General features: G+C 65.6%; 25 protein-coding genes and 1 other RNA gene. 19 read left to right on the top strand and 7 right to left on the bottom strand.

Going from position 1 to position 20,878, the window contains the following annotated elements; genetic code table 11:
• Window position 1 precedes the first annotated feature (1 nt).
• The 14 genes from ACWPV3_RS11615 to ACWPV3_RS11550 all read left to right on the top strand — a co-directional run bounded on the left by ACWPV3_RS11615 (window position 2) and on the right by ACWPV3_RS11550 (window position 12,204).
• Complete coding sequence (locus ACWPV3_RS11615; protein WP_453977951.1) at window positions 2–454, top strand: type II toxin-antitoxin system RatA family toxin; 453 nt, start codon at window positions 2–4, stop codon at window positions 452–454.
• Window positions 448–1,566: an NAD(P)/FAD-dependent oxidoreductase gene (locus tag ACWPV3_RS11610; RefSeq protein WP_453978530.1), complete on the top strand. Its 1,119-nt coding sequence runs from the start codon at window positions 448–450 to the stop codon at window positions 1,564–1,566. The genes ACWPV3_RS11615 and ACWPV3_RS11610 overlap by 7 nt, the downstream gene beginning before the upstream one ends.
• Entirely contained in the window at window positions 1,563–2,114 is a 552-nt protein-coding gene (locus ACWPV3_RS11605; RefSeq protein WP_453977950.1) for a sugar O-acetyltransferase, read from the top strand. The genes ACWPV3_RS11610 and ACWPV3_RS11605 overlap by 4 nt, the downstream gene beginning before the upstream one ends.
• Before the next feature lie 134 nt (window positions 2,115–2,248).
• Window positions 2,249–2,431 (top strand): 50S ribosomal protein L32, encoded by a 183-nt coding sequence (rpmF, locus tag ACWPV3_RS11600; RefSeq protein ID WP_054765894.1) that lies wholly within the window; start codon window positions 2,249–2,251, stop codon window positions 2,429–2,431.
• Between the two features lie 111 nt (window positions 2,432–2,542).
• The gene (locus tag ACWPV3_RS11595) at window positions 2,543–3,151 is read left to right on the top strand and encodes a hypothetical protein (RefSeq protein ID WP_453977949.1); all 609 of its coding nucleotides are present in this window, start codon (window positions 2,543–2,545) and stop codon (window positions 3,149–3,151) included.
• 88 nt (window positions 3,152–3,239) lie between these two features.
• The gene (gene eno, locus ACWPV3_RS11590; RefSeq protein ID WP_292087069.1) at window positions 3,240–4,517 is read left to right on the top strand and encodes a phosphopyruvate hydratase; all 1,278 of its coding nucleotides are present in this window, start codon (window positions 3,240–3,242) and stop codon (window positions 4,515–4,517) included.
• A gap of 136 nt (window positions 4,518–4,653) precedes the next feature.
• Window positions 4,654–4,953: an FtsB family cell division protein gene (locus ACWPV3_RS11585; RefSeq protein WP_453978528.1), complete on the top strand. Its 300-nt coding sequence runs from the start codon at window positions 4,654–4,656 to the stop codon at window positions 4,951–4,953.
• A 133-nt stretch (window positions 4,954–5,086) separates the two neighbouring features.
• Window positions 5,087–6,115 carry a pyruvate dehydrogenase (acetyl-transferring) E1 component subunit alpha gene (pdhA, locus tag ACWPV3_RS11580; RefSeq protein ID WP_312732975.1) on the top strand — a complete coding sequence of 343 codons (1,029 nt, stop codon included), beginning with the start codon at window positions 5,087–5,089 and terminating at the stop codon, window positions 6,113–6,115.
• Window positions 6,116–6,395: 280 nt separating this feature from the next.
• A complete protein-coding gene (locus ACWPV3_RS11575) occupies window positions 6,396–7,775 on the top strand; it encodes a pyruvate dehydrogenase complex E1 component subunit beta (protein ID WP_453977948.1) in 1,380 nt (459 codons plus the stop codon).
• Entirely contained in the window at window positions 7,772–9,064 is a 1,293-nt protein-coding gene (locus tag ACWPV3_RS11570) for a pyruvate dehydrogenase complex dihydrolipoamide acetyltransferase (protein ID WP_453977947.1), read from the top strand. Before ACWPV3_RS11575 ends, ACWPV3_RS11570 begins: the two co-directional genes overlap by 4 nt.
• 15 nt (window positions 9,065–9,079) lie before the next feature.
• Entirely contained in the window at window positions 9,080–9,559 is a 480-nt protein-coding gene (locus ACWPV3_RS11565) for a glutathione peroxidase (protein WP_312732969.1), read from the top strand.
• A gap of 2 nt (window positions 9,560–9,561) precedes the next feature.
• Window positions 9,562–10,968, top strand: coding sequence for a dihydrolipoyl dehydrogenase (lpdA, locus tag ACWPV3_RS11560; protein WP_453977946.1), 1,407 nt, complete (start codon window positions 9,562–9,564; stop codon window positions 10,966–10,968).
• A 76-nt stretch (window positions 10,969–11,044) separates the two neighbouring features.
• Window positions 11,045–11,890: a low temperature requirement protein A gene (locus ACWPV3_RS11555; RefSeq protein WP_453977945.1), complete on the top strand. Its 846-nt coding sequence runs from the start codon at window positions 11,045–11,047 to the stop codon at window positions 11,888–11,890.
• Window positions 11,827–12,204, top strand: coding sequence for a low temperature requirement protein A (locus tag ACWPV3_RS11550; protein ID WP_453977944.1), 378 nt, complete (start codon window positions 11,827–11,829; stop codon window positions 12,202–12,204). The genes ACWPV3_RS11555 and ACWPV3_RS11550 overlap by 64 nt, the downstream gene beginning before the upstream one ends.
• Before the next feature lie 7 nt (window positions 12,205–12,211).
• On the opposite strand, the gene ACWPV3_RS11545 is transcribed toward ACWPV3_RS11550, so the two are convergent.
• The gene (locus tag ACWPV3_RS11545) at window positions 12,212–14,566 is read right to left on the bottom strand and encodes an ATP-dependent helicase (protein WP_453977943.1); all 2,355 of its coding nucleotides are present in this window, start codon (window positions 14,564–14,566) and stop codon (window positions 12,212–12,214) included.
• A 170-nt stretch (window positions 14,567–14,736) separates the two neighbouring features.
• Between ACWPV3_RS11545 and ACWPV3_RS11540 the strand changes: the two genes are divergently transcribed.
• A complete protein-coding gene (locus ACWPV3_RS11540) occupies window positions 14,737–15,096 on the top strand; it encodes a DUF488 domain-containing protein (RefSeq protein ID WP_453977942.1) in 360 nt (119 codons plus the stop codon).
• Here the strand turns inward: ACWPV3_RS11540 and ACWPV3_RS11535 are convergent.
• From ACWPV3_RS11535 to ACWPV3_RS11525, 3 genes are read right to left on the bottom strand one after another with little or no spacing between them, the layout of a single operon-like run.
• Window positions 15,077–15,793 (bottom strand): SIMPL domain-containing protein, encoded by a 717-nt coding sequence (locus ACWPV3_RS11535; protein WP_292087080.1) that lies wholly within the window; start codon window positions 15,791–15,793, stop codon window positions 15,077–15,079. The genes ACWPV3_RS11540 and ACWPV3_RS11535 overlap by 20 nt on opposite strands.
• Before the next feature lie 23 nt (window positions 15,794–15,816).
• A complete protein-coding gene (locus tag ACWPV3_RS11530; protein ID WP_292087082.1) occupies window positions 15,817–16,041 on the bottom strand; it encodes a ribbon-helix-helix domain-containing protein in 225 nt (74 codons plus the stop codon).
• Window positions 16,038–16,463: a YbaY family lipoprotein gene (locus ACWPV3_RS11525; protein ID WP_453977941.1), complete on the bottom strand. Its 426-nt coding sequence runs from the start codon at window positions 16,461–16,463 to the stop codon at window positions 16,038–16,040. The genes ACWPV3_RS11530 and ACWPV3_RS11525 overlap by 4 nt, the downstream gene beginning before the upstream one ends.
• Window positions 16,464–16,568: 105 nt before the next feature.
• Between ACWPV3_RS11525 and ACWPV3_RS11520 the strand changes: the two genes are divergently transcribed.
• Window positions 16,569–17,453 carry a DMT family transporter gene (locus tag ACWPV3_RS11520; RefSeq protein WP_453977940.1) on the top strand — a complete coding sequence of 295 codons (885 nt, stop codon included), beginning with the start codon at window positions 16,569–16,571 and terminating at the stop codon, window positions 17,451–17,453.
• Between the two features lie 9 nt (window positions 17,454–17,462).
• On the opposite strand, the gene ACWPV3_RS11515 is transcribed toward ACWPV3_RS11520, so the two are convergent.
• Window positions 17,463–17,639: a DUF4169 family protein gene (locus ACWPV3_RS11515; RefSeq protein WP_453977939.1), complete on the bottom strand. Its 177-nt coding sequence runs from the start codon at window positions 17,637–17,639 to the stop codon at window positions 17,463–17,465.
• A gap of 2 nt (window positions 17,640–17,641) precedes the next feature.
• Window positions 17,642–18,862: a patatin-like phospholipase family protein gene (locus ACWPV3_RS11510; protein ID WP_453977938.1), complete on the bottom strand. Its 1,221-nt coding sequence runs from the start codon at window positions 18,860–18,862 to the stop codon at window positions 17,642–17,644.
• A gap of 292 nt (window positions 18,863–19,154) precedes the next feature.
• Here ACWPV3_RS11510 and ACWPV3_RS11505 point away from each other — a divergent pair, with 292 nt between their 5' ends.
• The 3 genes from ACWPV3_RS11505 (at window position 19,155) to ACWPV3_RS11495 (ending at window position 20,464) form a co-directional block, all read left to right on the top strand.
• Window positions 19,155–19,451 carry a hypothetical protein gene (locus tag ACWPV3_RS11505; protein WP_453977937.1) on the top strand — a complete coding sequence of 99 codons (297 nt, stop codon included), beginning with the start codon at window positions 19,155–19,157 and terminating at the stop codon, window positions 19,449–19,451.
• A 15-nt stretch (window positions 19,452–19,466) separates the two neighbouring features.
• Window positions 19,467–19,837, top strand: a transfer-messenger RNA (tmRNA) gene (gene ssrA, locus ACWPV3_RS11500).
• 153 nt (window positions 19,838–19,990) lie between these two features.
• On the top strand, window positions 19,991–20,464 hold the full coding sequence (locus tag ACWPV3_RS11495; RefSeq protein ID WP_453977936.1) for an SspB family protein: 474 nt from the start codon (window positions 19,991–19,993) through the stop codon (window positions 20,462–20,464).
• A gap of 3 nt (window positions 20,465–20,467) precedes the next feature.
• Here ACWPV3_RS11495 and ACWPV3_RS11490 read toward each other — a convergent pair whose 3' ends face one another.
• Window positions 20,468–20,839 carry a RusA family crossover junction endodeoxyribonuclease gene (locus ACWPV3_RS11490; RefSeq protein ID WP_292087173.1) on the bottom strand — a complete coding sequence of 124 codons (372 nt, stop codon included), beginning with the start codon at window positions 20,837–20,839 and terminating at the stop codon, window positions 20,468–20,470.
• Window positions 20,840–20,878: the final 39 nt, after the last annotated feature.

The raw sequence follows: 20,878 nt of genomic DNA, 5'->3' as shown, positions 1-20,878 counted from the left end.
AATGGCGGTCCATCGCGTCACGCGCATATTGCCCTATGCGCCCGAGCAACTGGCCGATCTGGTCGCCGATGTGCGGACCTATCCCGACTTCGTGCCGTGGGTGACGTCGATGCGCGTCTGGAACGACCGCGGCGAGGCCGAGGGCGTGACCGTCGTGGACGCCGAGGCGGGCGTGGGCTTCGCGGTGCTGAAAGAGCGGTTCTCGACCTGGGTTCGACATGACCGCAATGCGCCCAAGGTCGAGGTCGGCCTGCTGCGCGGGCCGTTCAACCATCTGAAGAACCGCTGGGAGTTCTTTCCCCATCCCGAAGGGACGCGGCTGGAGTTCATGATCGACTTCGCCTTCAAGTCCCGGATGCTGGACCTGATGCTGCAGGCCAACTTCGACCGCGCGGTGGAAAAGCTGATCGGCTGTTTCGAGGCCGAGGCGAAGCGCAGGTACGGCGGATCATGAGCTTCGATTTCGACGCGGTCGTGGTGGGCGCGGGGGCCGTCGGTCTGGCCTGCGGCCGGGCGCTGTCGAAGCGGGGCCTGACGGTGCTGGTGCTGGAGAAGGAAGGCCACATCGGTCAGGGCGTCTCCTCGCGCAATTCCGAGGTCGTCCACGGCGGACTCTATTATCCGACCGGCTCGCTGAAGGCGAAGTTCTGTGTCGAGGGGCGCCGCGCCCTCTATGACTTCCTGACCAGCCACAAGATCGACCACTGGAAGTGCGGCAAGCTGGTCGTGGCGACCGAAGAGGCCGAGGTCGGGCGGATCGAAGCCATCTTTCAGCAGGCGACGGCGAACGGCGTCGAGGGGCTGGAGCATCTGACTGGCGCTCAGGCGCGCGCGCTTGAGCCGGAGTTGAACGCCCACGCCGCCATCCTGTCGCCCCAGAGCGGCCTGTTCGACAGCCACGGCTACATGCTGGCCTTGCAAGGCGAGATCGAGGACGCGGGCGGATCGGTGGTGACGTCCGCGCCGTTCGAGGGCGCGGAGCCGCTGCCGGGCGGCGGCTTTTCCGTCCGGGTCGGCGGGGAGGGGGCGATGAGCGTCACCAGCCGTCTCTTGGTCACAGCGCCCGGCCTGTCGGCCCAGGCTGTGGCGGGCGCCGTCGTCGGCTATCCGCCCAACGACATTCCGTCCGGCCATTTCGGCAAGGGGGTCTATTTCCGCCTGATCGGCAAGGCGCCGTTCGATCGGCTGATCTATCCGCCGCCCATTCCCGGCGCCCTGGGCACCCACTACCGCAAGGACTTGGGCGGTCAGGCCGTGTTCGGGCCGGACCTGGCCTATGTCGAGAGCGAGGACTATTCGGTCGATCCGGCCAAGGCCGAGGAGTTCGCGCGCTACATCCGCCGCTTCTGGCCGGGCGTTAAGGCGGATCGGCTGACGCCCGACTACGCCGGCATCCGGCCCAAGCTGCATGGACCGGGCGAACCCCAACCCGACTTCCAGCTGCATGGGCGCGAACATCACGGGATCGACGGTCTGATGGCCCTGTTCGGGATCGAAAGCCCCGGCCTGACCAGTTCCCTGGCCATCGGCGAGGCCGTGGCCGAAGCCTTGACGGAGGCGTCATGACCGAACGCGAGAAGATGCTGTCGGGCCTGCCTTACGATCCTGGCGATCCGGACCTGCGCGATGGGCGGGCGCGGGCTGTCGGCCTGACCGTCGCCATCAACGCCGAACCGGACCGCGACCGCCGCAGCGGTCTGGTCAACGAACTGGTCCACACCGCCGATGGTCGGGCGGTCGTCATGCCGGGATTCTTTTGCGATTATGGCGCCAACATCCACCTGGGGGCCCGCGCCTTCGTCAACGCCAACTGCGTCTTTCTGGACTGCGCCGAAATCCGTATCGGCGACAATTTCCAGGCCGGTCCGGGCGTCCAGCTTCTGACGCCTGAGCATCCGCTGGACGCCGTGGCGCGCCGTGGGACCGAAACGGCCCGACCGATCGTCATCGGCGACGATGTCTGGATCGGTGGGGGCGCCATCGTCTTGGCCGGCGTGACCATTGGTCATCGCTCGGTGATCGGCGCCGGCAGCGTGGTGACGAAGGACGTGCCGCCCGATGTGGTGGTGGTCGGCAATCCGGCCAGGATCGTGCGCCGTCTGACGTCTGCTTAAACGCCTTGAAATCGTCGCGCGGTTCATGCATAAGCCGCGCCTCGCGTGGCGGCTCTATCGGGCCGCCGCTATTGTTTTCGCGCCAGACAGGCTTCGGCTCTGGGCGGCGCCCGACTTAGAAGATTGAGACGGACATGGCCGTTCCGAAGCGCAAAGTATCCCCCTCGCGTCGCAACATGCGCCGCGCCCACGACGCCCTGACCTCGAACGTGTACGTCGAGGACAAGGACACCGGCGAGCTGAAGCGCCCGCACCACATCGATCTGAAGACCGGCACCTATCGCGGCCGCCAGGTCCTGACGCCCAAGGAAGACTAGGTCTTTCCCGGCCTCCGGTTTCGACCGGACGATGATTTTTACGGCGCGCGGTGCCACCGCGCGCCGTTTTCGTGCGTTCTGGACGGTGAAGCTTCCGCCTGGAGATCCTCGATGATGATTCGTTTCGCCGCTGTCGTCGCCGTCAGCCTACTGACACTGGCGGCCTGCGATCAACGCAAGGAGACGGCCCCTGCGGCCGCTGCTCCGTCGCCGGAGGCGCCGGCGCCCCAGCCGGTCGCCGCCGACGTCCTGACCGCGGACGGCCTTGGACCGGCCCGGATCGGCATGAGGCGGACCGATCTGGTTAAGGCGTGGGGCGACGACGCCCAGCCCGCAGCCGTCGGCGGACCCGACCCTGAAACCTGCGACATCTTCCATCCCGCAAAGGCGCCGCAGGGGGTGCTGGTGATGATCCAGGACGGCGTCCTGACGCGAATCACCTTGGCGCGCGGGGCGACGATCAAGACGGATCGCGGCTTCGGGCTGGGCGACACGGCCCTGGCGATAAAACAGGCCTATGGCGGCGCCGTCTTCGCTCAGCCGCACAAATATCAGGCCGCGCCGGCCGAGGATCTGTTCGCCTGGTCTATGGGCGGCTCCACCGCCTATGTCACCGATCCCGCGGCGCGCGGCGTCCGCTATGAGATCGGCGAGGACGGCAAGGTCGCCATGATCCACGCGGGTGATCCGTCGATCCAGTTGGTAGAAGGCTGTTCCTGACCCGCAAGGCCACGGCGCCATTGGCGTTTGGCGGGGAGGCGGCTAAACGATCAGACCTTCTTCCCGCCTTGAGCCAAAGAGCCGAGCCATGACCGACATCGCCGACATCGTCGCCCGCCAGATCCTCGACAGCCGGGGCAATCCGACGGTGGAAGTCGACGTGACCCTGGATGACGGTTCGTTCGGCCGCGCGGCCGTGCCGTCCGGCGCCTCGACAGGCGCGCACGAGGCGGTCGAACTGCGCGATGGCGACAAGGACGTCTGGGGCGGCAAGGGCGTTCAAAAGGCGGTCGACGCCGTCAACGGCGAAATCTTCGACGCCCTGTCCGGCATGGACGCCGAGGATCAGCGTCGCATCGACGAGGCGATGATCGCTCTGGACGGCACGCCCAACAAGGGGCGTCTGGGCGCCAACGCCATCCTGGGGGTGTCCCTGGCGGTCGCCAAGGCCAGCGCCGTTTCGGCCAACCTGCCGCTTTATCGCTACATCGGCGGCGTCTCGGCCCGCGTTCTGCCCACCCCGATGATGAACATCATCAATGGCGGCGCGCACGCCGACAATCCGATCGACATTCAGGAATTCATGATCCTGCCGACCGGAGCGGCCGACTTCTCGGAAGGTCTGCGCATGGGCACGGAAATCTTCCACGCCCTGAAGACGCAACTGAAGGACGCCGGCCATAACACCAACGTCGGCGACGAGGGCGGCTTCGCCCCGAACCTGGCCTCGGCGGAGGAGGCGCTGAGCTTCATCACCAAGGCGGGCCAGGCGGCCGGTTATCTGGCCGGTGAAGACTTCCACCTGGGCCTGGACGTCGCCTCGACCGAATTCTTCAAGGACGGCAAGTACGTCATGGCGGGCGAAGGCAAGACCGTCGACGCCGAGGGCATGGTCGCCTATCTGGCGGATCTGTGCGAACGCTTCCCGATCGTCTCGATCGAAGACGGCATGGCCGAGGACGATTTCGAGGGCTGGCGTCTGCTGACCGAACGTCTGGGTGATCGTATCCAACTGGTCGGTGACGACCTGTTCGTCACCAATCCGGCGCGCCTCGCCGCCGGCATCGGCGAAGGCCTAGCCAACTCCATCCTGATCAAGGTCAACCAGATCGGCACCCTGTCCGAAACCCTGGACGCCGTCGATATGGCCCAGCGCGCGGGCTACACCGCCGTGATGAGCCACCGTTCGGGCGAGACCGAGGATGCAACCATCGCCGACTTGGCCGTCGCCACAAACTGCGGACAGATCAAGACCGGCTCGCTGGCCCGTTCGGACCGGGTGGCCAAATACAATCAACTGCTGCGCATCGAAGAGATGCTGGGCGACCAGGGCGTCTATTTCGGCGACGGCATGCTGCTGCGCTAGGACGCTGAATTTTCGGCGGAGAATCTGGGTTCTCCGCCGATCTTCTTACGGTCAAGCTACATTTTGTTAGGCATTCTGAGGCACGGTTTCTGAACCGTGTTTTTACGCTCAGAAGGAGCGTTCAGTGCTTGAACGAATGAAGCCTTATCGTCTGTCCCTCGCCCTGTTGTTGCTGGTCGCCTATCTCGGCGTTCAAGCGCTCACGGGTGAGAGGGGGCTGCTCAGCTGCGCCTCGCGCGACAGCCTGTTGGCTCAGCGCGCGGACCAGCTGGCTCATTTGACCGAACAACGCCGCGACCTTGAAACTCGAGTCCGATACCTGCGGTCCGACAGTCTGTCGCGCGATCTGCTGGAGGAGCGCGCGCGCGCCGTCCTCGGCTTTTCCGACCCGCGCGACTATGTGATCCGCGTTCCGGCCCAGACGGCCCAGAGCTGAGCCGCTCTCAGCGGTGAACTATTGTTACAGGCGGCGACGCACCCCTTTGCGTTACCGGAAGGAAGGCTGCTAAAGCCCCCTTCCGTAACGATAAGAAGGCGTCGCTCACCGGCGCCTAGCCGGGAGATGCCGGATGGCGAAAGCCCCAGCCAAGACTGCTCAGACGACCACGCCTGACAAACTGCCCAATGCGCCGACTGCGTCCAAGGAAGACCTGCTGCGCTTCTACCGCGAGATGGTCCTCATCCGCCGCTTCGAGGAGCGCGCGGGCCAGCTGTATGGCATGGGCCTGATCGGCGGCTTCTGCCACCTGTACATCGGCCAGGAAGCCGTGGCGGTCGGCGTTCAGGAGAGCGTCAAACAGGGCCACGACAAGATCATCACCGGCTACCGCGATCACGGCCACATGCTGGCCGCCGGCATGGACCCGAAGGAAGTGATGGCCGAGCTGACCGGCCGCATCGGCGGCTCGTCAAAGGGCAAGGGCGGTTCGATGCACATGTTCGACGTGCCGACCGGCTTCTATGGCGGTCACGGCATCGTCGGCGCCCAGGTGGCGCTGGGCACCGGCCTGGCCTTCGCCGGCAAGTATCGCGGCGACGATTCGGTGGCCTTTGTCTATTTCGGCGACGGGGCCTCGAACCAGGGGCAAGTGTACGAGAGCTTCAACATGGCCCAGCTGTGGAAGCTGCCGGTCATCTACATCATTGAGAACAACCAGTACGCCATGGGTACGAGCATCGAACGCTCGTCCTCCACGACCGAACTCTACATGCGCGGCTCTAGCTTCGGCATTCCGGGCGAGCAGGTGGACGGCATGGACGTGCTGGCCGTGCGCGACGCCACGGCCAAGGCCGTCGAACGCGCCCGCGCGGGCGAAGGCCCCTATATCCTTGAAGTGAAGACCTACCGCTATCGTGGTCACTCTATGTCCGATCCGGCGAAATATCGCTCCAAGGAAGAGGTGGACGAGGTCAAGAAGACCCGCGACCCGATCGACCATCTGAAGATGCTGCTTTCGGCCGCCAAGGCGACCGACGAGGAGCTGAAGGCCATCGACGCCGAGATCAAGGCGATCGTCGCCGAAGCCGTACAATTCGCTCAAGAGAGCCCGGAGCCGGATCCGTCCGAGCTCTACACCGACGTCTACGTGGGGGCTTGAGGTTGACTTTCTTACCCGCGTTGGCCTCGGTAGCGGTTGCTGTCATGGCCTGCAGCCCTACTGTTGAACCGCCAGCCTCGACACTCGTCACCATCGAAAAGGACGGTTCATTGTCCATAGATGGAGAAGTCGTGAAACCGAGTGAGGTTAAGCGCAGAGCCGGAGACAAAACTGTCCTTTTGACAGCCTCGCCGGACATTCAATTCACGCAATTCGAGCAAGCCATGCGTGATCTCCAAGGACTGAATATCCCGATTGCGATCGTCGGGGAGGATTCTCAATGACCGACATTCTGATGCCGGCGCTCTCCCCCACGATGGAAGAGGGCACGCTGACCAAATGGCACATCAAGGCGGGCGACACCGTGTCGGCCGGCCAGGTGATCGCCGAGATAGAAACCGACAAGGCCACGATGGAAGTCGAGGCCGTGGACGAGGGCGAAGTGCTGGAAATCCTGGTTCCCGAAGGTTCGGAGAACGTGAAGGTCAATACGCCGATCGCGCGCTTGGCGGGCGAAGACGGCGCCGCTGCGCCCGCGCCGAAGTCTGAGGCCGCCAAGGCCGAGGCCGATGCGCCCAAGGCGACGGCCGAAGGCAAGACCGGCGATCCCGAAAAGGCCCCGGCTCAGACGGCGTCGCCCAAGGTCGAACTGCGCGATCCGGAAATCCCGGCTGACGCCAAGCTGGTGAAGACCACCATCCGCGACGCCCTGCGCGACGCCATGGCCGAGGAAATGCGCCGCGACGAAAACGTCTTCCTGATGGGCGAGGAAGTCGCCCAGTATCAGGGCGCCTACAAGGTCAGCCGCGAACTGCTGCAAGAATTCGGCGAGCGTCGCGTCATCGACACCCCGATCACCGAGTACGGTTTCGCCGGCGTCGGCGTCGGCGCGGCCATGGCGGGGTTGAGGCCCATCGTGGAGTTCATGACCTTCAACTTCGCCATGCAGGCGATCGATCACATCATCAACTCGGCGGCCAAGACCCTGTATATGTCGGGCGGTCAGATCCGCTGTCCGATGGTGTTCCGCGGCCCGAACGGCGCCGCCAGCCGCGTGGCCGCCCAGCATAGCCAGGACTATTCGGCCTGGTACGCCCAGGTGCCGGGCCTGAAGGTCATCGCCCCTTACGATGCGGCCGACGCCAAGGGCCTGCTGAAGGCGGCGATCCGCGACCCGAACCCCGTCGTCTTCCTCGAGCACGAGATGATGTACGGCCTGGAGTTCGACGTGCCGGAGGTCGAGGACTGGATCGTGCCGATCGGCAAGGCCAAGGTCCGCCGCGAAGGCAAGGACGTCACCATCACCGCCCACAGCCGCATGGTCGGCTTCGCCCTGCAGGCCGCCGAGAAGCTGGCCGAAGAAGGGATCGACTGCGAGGTCGTGGACCTGCGGACCCTGCGGCCGCTGGACACCGACACCATCGTTGACAGCGTCAAGAAGACCAGCCGCCTGGTCTCGGCCGAAGAGGGCTGGGGCCGGATGGGCGTCGGCGCCGAGGTGGTGGCCTGCGTCATCGCCGAAGCCTTCGACTATCTGGACGCCCCGCCGCTGCGGGTTCACCAGGAAGACGTGCCGCTGCCCTACGCCGCCAACCTGGAAGTCCTGTCGCTGCCAGGCGTGGACAAGATCATCGCAGCCGTGAAGCAGGTGATGGCATGACCGATATCCTGATGCCGGCCCTGTCTCCTACTATGGAAGAGGGCGTTCTGGCCAAGTGGCACGTCAAGGTCGGGGACGTCGTTTCCGCCGGAGACGTGATCGCCGAGATCGAGACCGACAAGGCCACGATGGAAGTCGAGGCTGTGGACGAGGGCGAAGTCACCGACATTCTGGTCGCTGAGGGCACGGAAGGCGTGCAGGTCAACACGCCCATCGCCCGCCTGAAGGACGAAGGCGGCGCCGCCGCTGCGCCCAAGGCTGCCGAGGCGCCCGCCGCCAAGCCGCAGGAGGCCGCCAAGGTCGAGGCTGCGCCTGCCGCCGAAGCTCCGAAAGCTGCTCCGGCGCCCGCCGCGCCGAAAGCCGACAGCGGCGAACGCATCTTCTCTTCGCCCCTGGCCCGTCGCATCGCCGCCCAGAACGGCGTCGATCTGAAGTCGATCAAGGGCACCGGCCCGCACGGCCGCATCGTCAAGCGCGACGTCGAGGCCGCCGGCAAGGGTTCGACCCAGCCTGCCGCGGTCGCTTCCGCGACGACGGCCTCCAGCGCCGCAGCCGAACCGCGCAAGGCCCAGTCGCTGGCGCAGATGGGCATTCCGGACGGCAGCTACGACCTGATCCCGCTGGACGGCATGAGAAAGGCCGTCGCGCGTCGCATGGTCGACAGCATCCAGAACGTGCCGCACTTCCCGCTGTTCATCGACTGCGAGATCGACCAGTTGATGGCCGTGCGCGCCAAGGTCAACAAGATGCTGGAGCCGCAGGGGATCAAGGTCTCCGTCAACGACTTCGTCATCAAGGCGGCGGCCCTGGCCCTGAAGGCCGTGCCGGAAGCGAACGCCTCTTACACCCCCGAAGGCATCGCCATGCACCACAACGCTGATGTCTCCATGGCGGTGGCCATCGACGGCGGCCTGATCACCCCGATCATCAGGAAGGCCGAGACCAAGGGCCTGGCGCAGATTGCGACTGAGTCCAAGGACCTGGCCAAACGCGCCCGCGACCGCAAGCTGAAGCCGGAAGAGTTCCAGGGCGGCACCTTCTCGGTCTCCAACCTGGGCATGTTCGGGATCAAACAGTTCACCTCGATCATCAATGAGCCGCAGGGCTGCATCATGAGCGTGGGCGCGGGCGAGCAGCGCGCGGTCGTCAAGGATGGCCAGATCGTTGCGGCCACCGTCATGACCGTGACCCTGACCTGCGATCACCGCGTGGTGGACGGCGCGACCGGCGCCCGCTTCCTGCAGGCGTTCAAGCCGCTGATCGAAGATCCCGTGGCGATGCTGGCGTAAGGGGCGGGACGGGTCATGACCTCGGTCTATGACTTCTCCGCCCGCGCCATCGACGGTGCGGACGTATCGCTGGACCGCTTTCGCGGTCAGGCGCTGCTTATCGTCAATACGGCGTCCAAATGCGGCTTCACCGGCCAATATGAGGGCCTGGAGAGGCTGCATCGGGATTTCGCGGATGCGCCGTTCGAGGTGCTGGGCTTCCCCTGCAACCAGTTCGGCAATCAGGAGCCGGGCAGGGCGGCGGAAATCGCCGCCTTCTGCGCCACCAGCTTCGACGTGACTTTCCCTCTTTTCGACAAGGTGGAGGTCAACGGGCCGAACCGGCATCCGCTCTACGCTTGGCTGACCCGTCAGAAGCGCGGCTTTCTGGGCTCCCAAGCCATCAAGTGGAACTTCACCAAGTTCCTGACCGACCGCGAAGGCCGCGTCGTTGCGCGCTATTCGCCTCAGACTGAACCCTCGGCCATCAAGGCCGACATCGAGAAGTTGATCTGATCATGGCTGCTGAATTCGATCTCGTCGTCATCGGCTCGGGCCCCGGCGGTTACGTCGCGGCCATTCGCGCCAGCCAGTTGGGCCAGAAGGTCGCCATCGTCGAGCGCGAGAATCTGGGCGGCATCTGCCTGAACTGGGGCTGCATCCCGACCAAGGCCCTGCTGAAGTCGGGCGAAAAGTTCGAGAGCTTGTCGCATCTGAAGGAATACGGCCTGTCGGCATCCGGCGCGTCGTTCGACTTGGACGCCATCATCCAGCGCTCGCGCGGCGTCGCGGCGACGATGAACAAGGGCGTCGCCTTCCTGATGAAGAAGAACAAGATCGAGGTGATCGAAGGCTCGGCCAAGCTGGAGAAGGGGGCGGCCGCGCCCAAGGTCGTCATCGCCCTGAAGGCTGGCGGCTCGCGCACGGTCGAGGCCAAGTCGGTCATGCTGGCCGTTGGCGCCCGCGCCCGCGCCCTGCCGCAGATCGGACTGGAAGCGGATGGGGACAAGATCTGGGCCTATCGCGACGCCCTGGCCCCGAAAAAACTGCCCAAGTCGTTCGTCGTCATCGGTTCGGGCGCCATCGGCATCGAGTTCGCCAGCTTCTATCGCGCCCTGGGCGCCGAGGTGACGGTTGTCGAGGCGGTCGAACGCATCATGCCGGTCGAGGATGAAGAGGTCTCCAAGGCGGCGCAGAAATCGTTCGAGAAGCGCGGCATCAAGTTCAAGGTGGGCGCCAAGGTGACGAAGGTCTCCAAGAGCGCGTCGGGCGTGAAGGTCGACGTCGAGATCGGCGGCAAGGCCGAGACGCTGGAAGCCGAGGTCTGCATCTCGGCCGTCGGCATCACCGCCAACACCGACGGCATCGGTCTGGAGGCGCTGGGCGTCGAGCTGGATCGCGGCCACATCAAGACCGACAGCCACTGCCAGACCAATGTGAAGGGTCTGTACGCCATCGGCGACTGCGCCGGGGCGCCGTGGCTTGCGCACAAGGCGTCGCACGAAGGCATCCACGCCGCCGAACACATCGCCGGCTACAAGACGCCGAACGTCCATTCGCCCATCGCCGGCTGCACCTACGCCCAGCCGCAGGTCGCCTCGGTCGGCGTGACCGAACAGGCGGCCCGCGCCGAGAAGCGCGAGGTCAAGATCGGCCGGTTCCCGTTCCGCGTGAACGGCAAGGCCGTGGCGGCGGGCGAGACCGACGGCTTCGTCAAGGTGATCTTTGACGCGGCAACCGGCGCCCTGATCGGCGCCCACATGATGGGTCACGAAGTCACCGAGATGATCCAGGGCTTCGTCACCGCCATCACGATGGAGGCGACGGAAGAGGACATTCAGGGCATCGTCTATCCGCACCCGACCATGTCAGAGGCCATGCATGAGGCGGCGCTGGACGCCTATGGCCGCGTTCTGCACCTCTAGCCTGGCTGCACGCTGATCGGACAGGACAGCGGCGGATTGTCGCGCTAGCGTCGCAGTCGAGCGAGGAGGGGCGTCGATGCGGTCGTTGTTGAGAAATCGGGTAGAGGGCGAACATGCCCGTGTCGGCTTCGTCGAACTGTTCTTCGACCTGGTTTTCGTCTTCGCCATCACCCAGGTCAGCCACGGTCTGCTGGCGCATCTGACGCCGCTGGGCGCGCTTCAGGCGGCGATGCTTCTGGCGGCGGTCTGGTGGGCGTGGATATTCACCTCATGGGCGACCAACTGGTTGGACCCCGAACGCGAGCCGGTGCAGATCGCGCTGTTCGTTCTGATGGGGATCGGCCTGGTGATGTCGGCAGCCTTGCCGCACGCCTTTCAGGAAAAGGGCCTGGTGTTCGCCCTGGCCTTCGCCGGGATTCAGGTCGGACGCACGGCCTTCATGGCCTGGGCGATGCGCGACGATCCCAGCCTGCGGCGGAACGCCCTTCGCATCCTGATCTGGCTGTCCGCCGCGGCCGTGCTGTGGATCGCGGGCGGTTTGGCGGAGCCGGACCAGCGGCTGTGGTTCTGGCTGGCGGCCCTGGCGGTGGAATATGCGTCGCCGGCGCTCTATTTCTACGTTCCGGGGCTTGGGCGGTCGCGGACCGACGACTGGAACATCGAAGGCGGGCATATGGCCGAGCGGGTGGGTCTGTTCGTCATCATCTGCCTGGGGGAGACGCTTCTGATCTCGGGCGCCACCTTCGGCGGTCTGGACTGGTCGTCGGGCGCAGTGTGGGCGGCTTGCGTCTCGGCGGTCCTGTCCACGGTCGCCATGTGTTCTTCAGCCAGGCGCACGAATCCGCGTCGCACGCCATCATGCATTCCGACGATCCGGGGCGGATGGCGCGGCGAGCCTATACCTATTCGCCGATCCTGGTGATCGCGGGGATCATCGTCGTGGCGGTCAGCGACGAGCTCGTGCTGGCGCATCCGGGCGGACACGTTGCGACGGCGACAGCCCTGACCTTGCTGGGCGGGCCGATCCTGTTCCTCCTAGGGACGGCGGTGGCCAGTTGGGCGATCTGGCGAACGGTGGCCTGGACGCGACTGGTCGGTTGCGTCGTCCTGGCCACGGGCTGGCTGGTTCTGCCGTGGATGACGCCGCTGATCCTCAGCATCGTGACGACCATGGTGCTGATGGCGGTAGGCCTGTGGGAGACCGTGCGGCTGGGCGACGCCAGAACGCCCGTCTGACCCGTCGTCAGTCCGCCTTTTCCACGAAACTGTCGATCACGCGCTTTTCACCCGCCTTTTCGAAGTCGACCAACAGCTTGTTGCCCTCGACGACCCGAACGGAGCCATAGCCGAACTTCAGGTGGAAGACCCTCTGTCCCTTCTTCCAGCCCGAGCTGGACTTGGGGTCTGCGGTGGCGATCAGGCGGCCGTCGCCCTCGATGACCGCCTTGCGGGCGGGGATGCGCGCGGGCGTCTGGGCGGCGGTGAAGCTCTGGGCGCGTTTCCAGCCGGGCGAGGAATAGCCGCTGCCGAAGGAGGGGGCGTCGTCCCAGCGGCTCTTGGCCTCCTTCATGCCGGTCGAGGCGCCGTAGTAGCCGGTGTCGGACTGCGGATCGACGTGGGCGATGGGCAGTTCATCGACGAAGCGGCTGGGCAGTTGCGAGGTCCAGCGGCCATAGACCAGACGGTTGGCCGCGAACGAAATCCGCGCGTCCTGCTTGGCCCGGGTCACGCCGACGTAGGCCAGACGGCGTTCCTCCTCCAGACCCTTTTCGCCCTTTTCGTCGATGCTGCGCTGAGAGGGAAAGACGCCTTCCTCCCAGCCGGGCAGGAAGACCAGAGGAAACTCCAGCCCCTTGGCGCCATGCAGGGTCATGATCTGCACCGCCCCGTCGCCGTTCGGGTCGTCGCCCGCGCCGCGATCCAGATCCATGACCAGAGAGACGTGTTCCAGATAGGCCTGCAGCGTCTCGAATTGCTGCATCGACTGAACCAGTTCCTTCAGGTTCTCCAGCCGGGTCTGGCCGCTGGTCCGGTCGGCCTTCTGCATGTCGGCATAACCGCTCTCTTCCAGCACCGTCTCCATGACCTGCCAGTGCGGCGTGGTCTCCGACAACTGACGCCAGCGGTCGATGTCGCGCACGAAGTTGGACAGGGCGGTACGGGTGCGGGCCTGAAGCTCGTCGGTGTTGATCAGGCCGCGCACGGCCGTCAGGGCCGACAGATCGCGCTGGCGGGCCAGTTGCAGGATCTTCTGGACGCTGGTGTCGCCGATGCCGCGCTTTGGAACATTGACGATCCGCTCGAACGCCAGATCGTCGTCTTCGGACAGGATCAGACGCAGATAGGCGTGGGCGTCGCGGATTTCAGCCCGTTCGAAGAAGCGCGGGCCGCCGATGACCGTATAGGGGATGGCCAGCATGACCAGCCGTTCCTCGAAGGCCCGCATCTGGAACGAGGCGCGGACCAGGATGGCCATGTCCTTGTATTTCAGGCCCGGTTCGCCGGCATGGGGACGACGCGCGGTCTCGATCTCGTCGGCGATCAGCCGCGCCTCGGCCTCGCCGTCCCAGACGCCGCGCACCCGCACCTTGTCGCCGCCGTCGTCCTCGGTCCACAGGGTCTTGCCCAGCCGGTCGCGATTGGCGGCGATCAGGCCGGACGCGGCCCCCAGGATATGACGGGTCGAGCGATAGTTCCGCTCCAGCTTGACGATCCTGGCGCCGGGGAAGTCCCGCTCGAAGCGCAGGATGTTGTCCACCTCGGCGCCGCGCCAGCCGTAGATCGATTGATCATCGTCGCCGACGCAGCAGACGTTGCCGGTCGAGGCCGTCAGCAGCCGCAGCCACAGATACTGGGCGACGTTGGTGTCCTGATATTCGTCCACCAGGATGTAACGGAAGCGACGGCGATATTCCTCAGCCAGGTCCGCGTGCTGCGACAGGATGGTGATGTTGTGCAGCAGCAGATCGCCGAAGTCGCAGGCGTTCAGCGACCGCAGCCGCGCCTGATAGGCGGCGTAGAGACCCTGGCCCTTGCCGTTGGCGAAGTCCTCGCCGGGCGGCAGCTTGTCCGGCGTCCAGCCCCGGTTCTTCCAGTGGTCGATCAGGCCGGACAGCGATTTCGGCGTCCAGCGTTTGGTGTCGATATTGGCCGCTTCCAGCAGCTGTTTCAGCACCCGTTCCTGATCGTCGGTGTCCAGGATGGTGAAGCTGGACTTCAATCCGACCAGTTCGGCATGGCGACGCAGAATCTGGGCGGCGATGGAGTGGAAGGTGCCCAGCCAGCGCAACCCTTCGGCCGACGGGCCGATCAGATGGGTGATCCGCTCGCGCATCTCGCGCGCGGCCTTGTTGGTGAAGGTGACGGCCAGCAGTTCCCAGGGCCTGGCGCGTCCCGTGGCCAGAATGTGGGCCAGACGGGTAGTCAGGACGCGGGTCTTGCCCGTGCCGGCCCCCGCCAGCACCAGAACCGGCCCCTCGGTCGTTTCGACAGCCAAACGCTGTTCGGGGTTCAGCCCGGCCAGATAGTCGGGTGTCGCGTCGCCGGGCGGGCGGACGCGCGCGAGGTCGGAAATACGGGGAGAGGGCAGGTCGGTCACGGGCGGAACATACTCGGGCGGACGGCCGAGGCCGTCGGAATCGGGGCCGTCGGAATCTGAAAGGAGAACATAAGCAGCACAGCGGCCAAAGTCAGGCCCTTGTGCAAATGGATGCGGAAACCCAGGCGCGGTATCATGCTGTCCTGATGTCGAACATCCGGAGAGGGACGATGCGCAAACCCGGACTGAAGCGGGTCTATGAAACGCCCTCGGCCGAGGATGGAACGCGAATCCTGGTCGATCGCCTGTGGCCGCGCGGTCTGACCAAGGCGAAGGCGCGGGTCGATCTGTGGCTCAAGGCCATCGCGCCCAGCACCGAACTGCGCCAATGGTTCGGGCATGACCCGGATCGCTGGGCCGAATTCCAGAGCCGCTATCGCGCCGAGTTGGAGGCCAATCCGGACGCCGTCGCCGAACTGATCGCGGCCCTGCGACGCGGCCCCGCCACCCTGGTGTACGGGGCAAGGGACGAAACCCGCAACGACGCCGTGGTCCTGGCCGACTGGCTGGCTACTTCAGGCGATAGCTGATCGTGGTGACGACCCGGACCTTCTTGTTGGGAGAAGAGGCTTCATCGCCGGCGCCGTCACGCGCCAGGATTTCGAAGGACCCCTGACCCGCCGACTTGATCGGCCCCAGCGGTGCGCCCGAGTCCTTGGCGAACTGTTCTGCCCCGCTGCGGGCTGCGGCCGTGGCCTCTGCGATCATGGCGGGGCGCACATCGTTCAACCGGGTGAAGATGTAGGAGGGCCCCTGAAAGTCCTGCAGCACCACGCCCTGACGCACCAGGTCGTTCAAATTGCGGGTCGTGGTCTGGACCCGATCCACGTCGTTGGTCCGAACATTGACCGTCTGGGTCAGGATGAAGCGCGGGCCGCCGGTCTGGCTGGCGTATTCGCGCGAGCGGGTGTCGGCGACGCCCAGCTGCCCCAGATCGACGGCCTCGTCCGGATAGCCCTGAGCCTTCAGGAACTGGCGCACGATGGCCAGGTCGCCGTCGATATGCGCCTGGACTTCCGACAGGACGTCGCCCGAGGCGGTGAAGCGGATCGGCAGAACGGCCAGATCCGCCTTCACGTCCTTTTCCGCCAGGCCGCGCACGGTGACGGAGCGATCGCCGGCGCGGGCGTTGACGACGCCCTGACCGATCAAGGCCCCGCCGACGATCAGGCCGATGGCCAGAAGCCCGCCAGCCGCCGCAGCCGGTATCAGTCGAGACGTGTCCATACGCATGCTCCTCTTTAGACAGACTAGCTTACGCGTCCGTGTTCCGCGACCCAGTCCAGCGCCATCAGGCGACAGGCCGAGGCCAGCGGACGTCGGCCGCGCTGAGCATCCACGTTCGCCAGAAGCTGCGCCTTGCTCAGGCTGCGAACTTCGGCGATCCGGTCCAGAACGGCCCAGAACTCGGGCTCCAGCGCAACCGACGTGGCGTGGCCCGCCAGCAGAACGGACCGTTTGCGCAGTCCGCTCAACGCACCGCCTTGAGCACGATGTCGGCGGAGGACGGCGCGCCTTGGGTCAGGACGGCGTGGCGCGTGTCGGTTACGAACACCAGGGCGCCGGACGGATCGCGGATATCGGCTCGAACCGCATAGGTGTGGCGCGGATCGACTTCGGCGCCGGAGAAGGCCAGAACGACCCGATAGGGCGGAGCGCCAGCGATGGGCTCTTGCGCCTCGACCATGACGCGCGCGGGCGCATCGGCCAGGCTGACGTCCTCGACCCGCACCGTCAGCACATGACCCGGCGGCAGCATGATCCGCTCGCGATACAGCGCCGTGACCGTGACGACCGCCGAGTCCGTATTCTCCGCCGGTTCGCTGGGCGCGGGCGCCGTCGAAGCGCAGGCGGCCAGGGTCAAGGCGATGGGTAGGGCGAACGGGGCGTAGCGCATGGCGGGTCTCCTTCATCTCCACTGTGCCACAACTCGCGCCGCGACGTGAGCGGCATGGCCCGTCGCGACGTGTTATGCGCTGCGGACCGTTCGTCGGAGTTCATCTTGAGCCGTTCCTTCGCCTTCGCCGCCATCGCCGTCTGCGCCCTGATATGGGGAACGACCTGGTTCGCCATCACCCTGCAACTGGGCCCGGTCGACCCGATCGTATCCATCGTCTGGCGTTTCGGGCTGGCTGCGCTGGTGTTGTTCGGCTTCTGCGCGGTCACGAAGCGGCCGTTGCGTCTGAATCGCGCCCAGCATCTGGCGGCTCTGGGGCAGGGGGTTTGCGCCTTCGCCGTCAGCTACGGCTTCGTCTATGCGGCCGAGGAACAGGTGACGTCGGCGGTCGTGGCGGTGATCTTCGCCGCCCTGGCCTTCGTCAATCTGATCCTTTTTCGGGTGCTGGGCGGGGTGAGGGCGTCGTTGGCCGCCTGGCTGGGTGCGGCGCTTGGCGTCGTCGGGGTCGGGGTGCTGTCGACGGGACGGCTTTTGGCGGCGGACGCGGGTCTCGATCCGGAACGAGGCGTCCTGTTCGCCGTGATCGCGGTGCTGGCGTCGGCGTTTGGCAACTGGTTCGCCTGGCGGGGACAGAGGGCAGGAGCGCCGGTCATGGGCGCGACCGCCTGGGCCATGGCCTACGGCGCGGCCATCCTGGCGGCCTATGGCGTCGCGACCGGCGTAACCTGGCGGATCGAGCCGACGCCCGCCTATGTGTTGTCGCTGATCTATCTCTCGCTGTTCGGGTCGGTGATCGCGTTTGGCCTGTATTTCAGCCTGGCGCGCAGCAGGGGCTACGCCTTGGCCAGCTATATCTCCGCACTGACGCCGCCGATCGCCATGCTGGTGTCGGTGCTGTTCGAGAACGCCCGTTTCGGCTGGAGCGCATTGGCGGGTCTGGGTCTGGTGTTGGCGGGTCAGGTTCTGCTGATCCGCGCGCCCAAGGCCTGAAGCGGGCGCTCAGTCCTCCAGCTTCTGGCCGTCCAAATGCTTTGCCGCGCGTTCCCGCGCCTTGGCCGAGGCCTGTTTTTCCGCCTTGGTGCGGCCATGCGCGACCCGGTTGGTTGCGGCGCGCGCCCTTGCCTCGGCCTTGGCGCGATCCTTCCGGGCGCGGTTGAAGTTGACGATGTCGCCCATGACTAATCCTTCGGCGTTTCCGGTTTCGGGGTCGCCGTGGCGGGCAGGGCGAGCGCGGCGGGAACCTGGGAGTCCGAGATGGTCGTCGCCGGTATCAAGGGACTGTCCGGGGCCTGCCGATCCAGCCGGGTCCACGCATCGGGGCCGCGGCCGCGCTGTCGTCCCAGATCGAACAGGGCGGTCATGGTCGCCTGGTCGAACTTGAGGCTGGACGCCGATACATTGTCCGGGATGGCCGACAACGACATGTCCAGCCCGTTGCGTCTGGCGAATGCGGCCGTTACGGCCAGGTGAATCCGCAGCGAAGCCTTGCTCATGCTATCGTAGGTTCGGCTGAGGATGCCGGACAGGCGACCCGGCGTGACCCCCTCGTTGCGGCCCGTCTGACCATTGACGATGACATAGAGCGCGCCGACGCGCCCTTCATCGTGGGGTCGCGTCCACAGCATCAGCTCTTCGGGAATGGCCAGGAACGGCGTGTTCACGCCGCCGTCCACGTGCATCTCCAGCGCGACCTGATTGTCCGTCTGCAGGCCCGCGATCAGGGCAGGGGGGAAGACGCCGGGAATGCTGGCCGAGGCGACCAGGACTTCCTTGAACAGCTCTCGGGCGTTGTCGTCGCCCTGGGTCGCCAGAAGGCCCATGTCCCAGATGACGGTTTCCTCGTCGTCCAGATTTGTTGTCGCGACCAGCAGGCGTCGTCCCTTGGCGTGTTCGCGCGCCACAGCCTGGATCAGTTCGGGCGTGACGTTCTGGTCGACCAGATCGCGCAGGACGCGCGAGGAGAACAGGCTGGGATTCAGAAAGCCGGCGAAGCTGCGCCAGCTCAGGATGCCGCTGGCGGCGCCGCTGGTGTAGGCCTCGCGCAGTTCGTCGTCCCAGTCCGGGCCGAGGAAGGCGAACGGCGCGGCCAGCGCCCCCGTGCTGACCCCGGTGACCACGTCGAATTGAGGGCGGTCCCCATGCTCGGTCCAGCCGACGAGCAACCCGGCCCCATAGGCGCCGTTCGCACCGCCGCCCGAAAGAGCCAGGATGGAGGTCGGGTGGTCGGCGCGCAGGCGCCCGCCGATCTCCTGGGTAAAGGCTTTCAGCCGCGCGCCGTCGCTGGCGCGGATACGCGGATCGGCGGCCCTGATCAGGGCGCCGTCGGCGATACGAAGAGGGCCGGTTGGACGATCCAGCGTCCCGCAGGCGGCCAGCGTGAACGCCAGGGCGACGCTCAAAAGGCTCGATCCGATCCGCCGCATCCCGTTCAGCCTCGTGTGATTGCGCGCGCTTCCTCTACCGTGCGCTGGTCGCCGCCGCCATCCTGTGTAAGCGAACGACGCCAAGATTCGTTGGATCGAGAGGCCGCACTGACTTGGCAGATGTGTTAGAAGTCTTTCTCTGGATCATGCTCGTTCCGGAGACCTCGATCGTTAATATTGATGGACGGTAGAATTCGCTTCGGATGTCAGGATTGATTGCAACCCGCCGTCAAAATTCTATGTTGCCCCCTTATTCTGGAGTTTGAAGATGATCGCACTGACTTTGGCTCTCATGTTACAGCAGGCCGCCGCCGCTCCTCGCCCGGTGGAAATCGCCCCGGGCGCGCCATCGACCGCCGCCGCCCCTGGGACGTTGCCGGAACCGGCCCGGCCTGGTGATCGCCTTATTTGCCGTAGTGAAACCGTTGTCGGATCCAATCGCCGTCAACGAGTTTGCATGACGGCTGTGCAGCGCGACACCCGCCGTCAAAATGGACTGGCTCTTCGTGACAGCATGGACCGGCCTTATAATCCGGATCTTGCGGTCAGCAGCAGCGGAAGCTGATCGCCTTCGGGACTAGAGCTTGGAAAGCGGCGAGCGTGAACCTATATTCGCTTCGTCCGGCTTTGGCCGGACTATGGCGATAAAGGCGCCTGTAATAAGCGGACCGGACCCGGGTGCGATTCCCGGCGGCTCCACCAACTTTCTCCCCGCGTTATCGGCGGAGGCAGCCATGGGGCCGACTAGCATCGACGGACGTGTAAAGAGGATTGCTTTCGCTCGTCCTGGCCCACCGTATCGGGCCATTTTCTAACTGCGAACGATAACTTCGCTGGAGAAGTCGCTCTCGCCGCGTAATGCGGTTCGAGTGATTTCGAATCTTAAGTCCTAGGGGTTCAGATCCCTGGGCGGGGCTCGTCGGGGGGCCTGGCAACAGAACCCCCGGCACTTTCGCCAAAATGATCGGTAGCCTGGCGCCGGAATCCTGGCGCTTTCCTCACGGTTGATCGACGCCCCAGCGGGGAATCCATCGCTTTCGCCTGATCATGGCTTTCGCCCGGACGGCGGCGCCGCTATCAGTCACGCTCTGTTGCGAGGTGACGATGACCGATCAGGCCCCTCCGGTCGATGAGATGCAGTATGAGCGTTTGGCTCACGAGGCCCTGCGCGGCGTCATGCGCGCGGCGCTGCAACGTGTGTTGGCCGACGGCCTGCCCGGCGCCCACCATTTCTACATCACCTTCGCCACCCGCGCCGCCGGGGTGGTGGTGCCGCCCGACATCCTGGCGAAATATCCGCAAGAGATGACGGTCGTGCTGCAGCATCAGTACGAGGATCTTCGGGTCGAGGATGAGCGTTTCTCGGTCAAGCTGCGTTTCGGCGGTCTGCCCAAGAATCTGGTCATCCCCTATGCCGCGATCACGCGGTTCTTCGACCCCAGCGTCCAGTTCATGCTGCAATTCGAGGAGCCGGCCGTGGTCGAGGCTGCCGAGGACACGCCGGTTCAACCGACGGAGCTTCCCCCGGCGTCGGACGGCCCGAAGGTCGTGTCCCTGGATCAGTTCCGCAAGAAATAGCGGCTAGTCGACGCGCGGATAGGTGCGGATGGTGATCCGCTCCTTCTCGCCTTCGTGACGCTCGACCAACAGGCGCGCGACCTGGCTGTCGTCGTGGAACAGATAGCCCTTGATGGCGTCCAGCAGGGCCTTGGCCAGATTGTCCAGGTCCATCCACGGGGGATCGCCGACATGCTCCATGCGGATTTCGACCACATGGTCGCCCCACGACGGTCGGCCGGCGCGCCACTCCTTGCGCATGAACTCATAGACCAACGGCTTGTAGTATTTGGCCTGGGTCGTCAGGCCGTCGATGACGATCTCGACAGCCGCGCCCTGCTCGCGCGCGCGGACCTTGCCCGTGCCGATCCAGCCTGCGCCGTTCTTGTCCTGCATGGCGACCGTGCTACACCGCCGCGCAATCCATCGCCACGC

Source organism: Brevundimonas sp. Marseille-Q4549, from assembly GCF_976940555.1.
Note: the sequence above shows the minus strand (reverse complement) of the source record. Positions and strands in the feature narration are given on the sequence as shown.

Bases quoted from the DNA above. Each gene is read 5' to 3' on its own strand.
- ACWPV3_RS11615 (WP_453977951.1), top strand. From the start codon at position 2: ATGGCGGTCCATCGCGTCACGCGCATATTGCCCTATGCGCCCGAGCAA.
- ACWPV3_RS11605 (WP_453977950.1), top strand. From the start codon at position 1,563: ATGACCGAACGCGAGAAGATGCTGTCGGGCCTGCCTTACGATCCTGGC.
- rpmF (WP_054765894.1), top strand. From the start codon at position 2,249: ATGGCCGTTCCGAAGCGCAAAGTATCCCCCTCGCGTCGCAACATGCGC.
- ACWPV3_RS11595 (WP_453977949.1), top strand. From the start codon at position 2,543: ATGATGATTCGTTTCGCCGCTGTCGTCGCCGTCAGCCTACTGACACTG.
- eno (WP_292087069.1), top strand. From the start codon at position 3,240: ATGACCGACATCGCCGACATCGTCGCCCGCCAGATCCTCGACAGCCGG.
- ACWPV3_RS11585 (WP_453978528.1), top strand. From the start codon at position 4,654: ATGAAGCCTTATCGTCTGTCCCTCGCCCTGTTGTTGCTGGTCGCCTAT.
- pdhA (WP_312732975.1), top strand. From the start codon at position 5,087: ATGGCGAAAGCCCCAGCCAAGACTGCTCAGACGACCACGCCTGACAAA.
- ACWPV3_RS11575 (WP_453977948.1), top strand. From the start codon at position 6,396: ATGACCGACATTCTGATGCCGGCGCTCTCCCCCACGATGGAAGAGGGC.
- ACWPV3_RS11570 (WP_453977947.1), top strand. From the start codon at position 7,772: ATGACCGATATCCTGATGCCGGCCCTGTCTCCTACTATGGAAGAGGGC.
- ACWPV3_RS11565 (WP_312732969.1), top strand. From the start codon at position 9,080: ATGACCTCGGTCTATGACTTCTCCGCCCGCGCCATCGACGGTGCGGAC.
- lpdA (WP_453977946.1), top strand. From the start codon at position 9,562: ATGGCTGCTGAATTCGATCTCGTCGTCATCGGCTCGGGCCCCGGCGGT.
- ACWPV3_RS11555 (WP_453977945.1), top strand. From the start codon at position 11,045: ATGCGGTCGTTGTTGAGAAATCGGGTAGAGGGCGAACATGCCCGTGTC.
- ACWPV3_RS11550 (WP_453977944.1), top strand. From the start codon at position 11,827: ATGCATTCCGACGATCCGGGGCGGATGGCGCGGCGAGCCTATACCTAT.
- ACWPV3_RS11540 (WP_453977942.1), top strand. From the start codon at position 14,737: ATGCGCAAACCCGGACTGAAGCGGGTCTATGAAACGCCCTCGGCCGAG.
- ACWPV3_RS11535 (WP_292087080.1), bottom strand. From the start codon at position 15,793: ATGGACACGTCTCGACTGATACCGGCTGCGGCGGCTGGCGGGCTTCTG.
- ACWPV3_RS11525 (WP_453977941.1), bottom strand. From the start codon at position 16,463: ATGCGCTACGCCCCGTTCGCCCTACCCATCGCCTTGACCCTGGCCGCC.
- ACWPV3_RS11515 (WP_453977939.1), bottom strand. From the start codon at position 17,639: ATGGGCGACATCGTCAACTTCAACCGCGCCCGGAAGGATCGCGCCAAG.
- ACWPV3_RS11505 (WP_453977937.1), top strand. From the start codon at position 19,155: ATGATCGCACTGACTTTGGCTCTCATGTTACAGCAGGCCGCCGCCGCT.
- ACWPV3_RS11495 (WP_453977936.1), top strand. From the start codon at position 19,991: ATGACCGATCAGGCCCCTCCGGTCGATGAGATGCAGTATGAGCGTTTG.
- ACWPV3_RS11490 (WP_292087173.1), bottom strand. From the start codon at position 20,839: ATGCAGGACAAGAACGGCGCAGGCTGGATCGGCACGGGCAAGGTCCGC.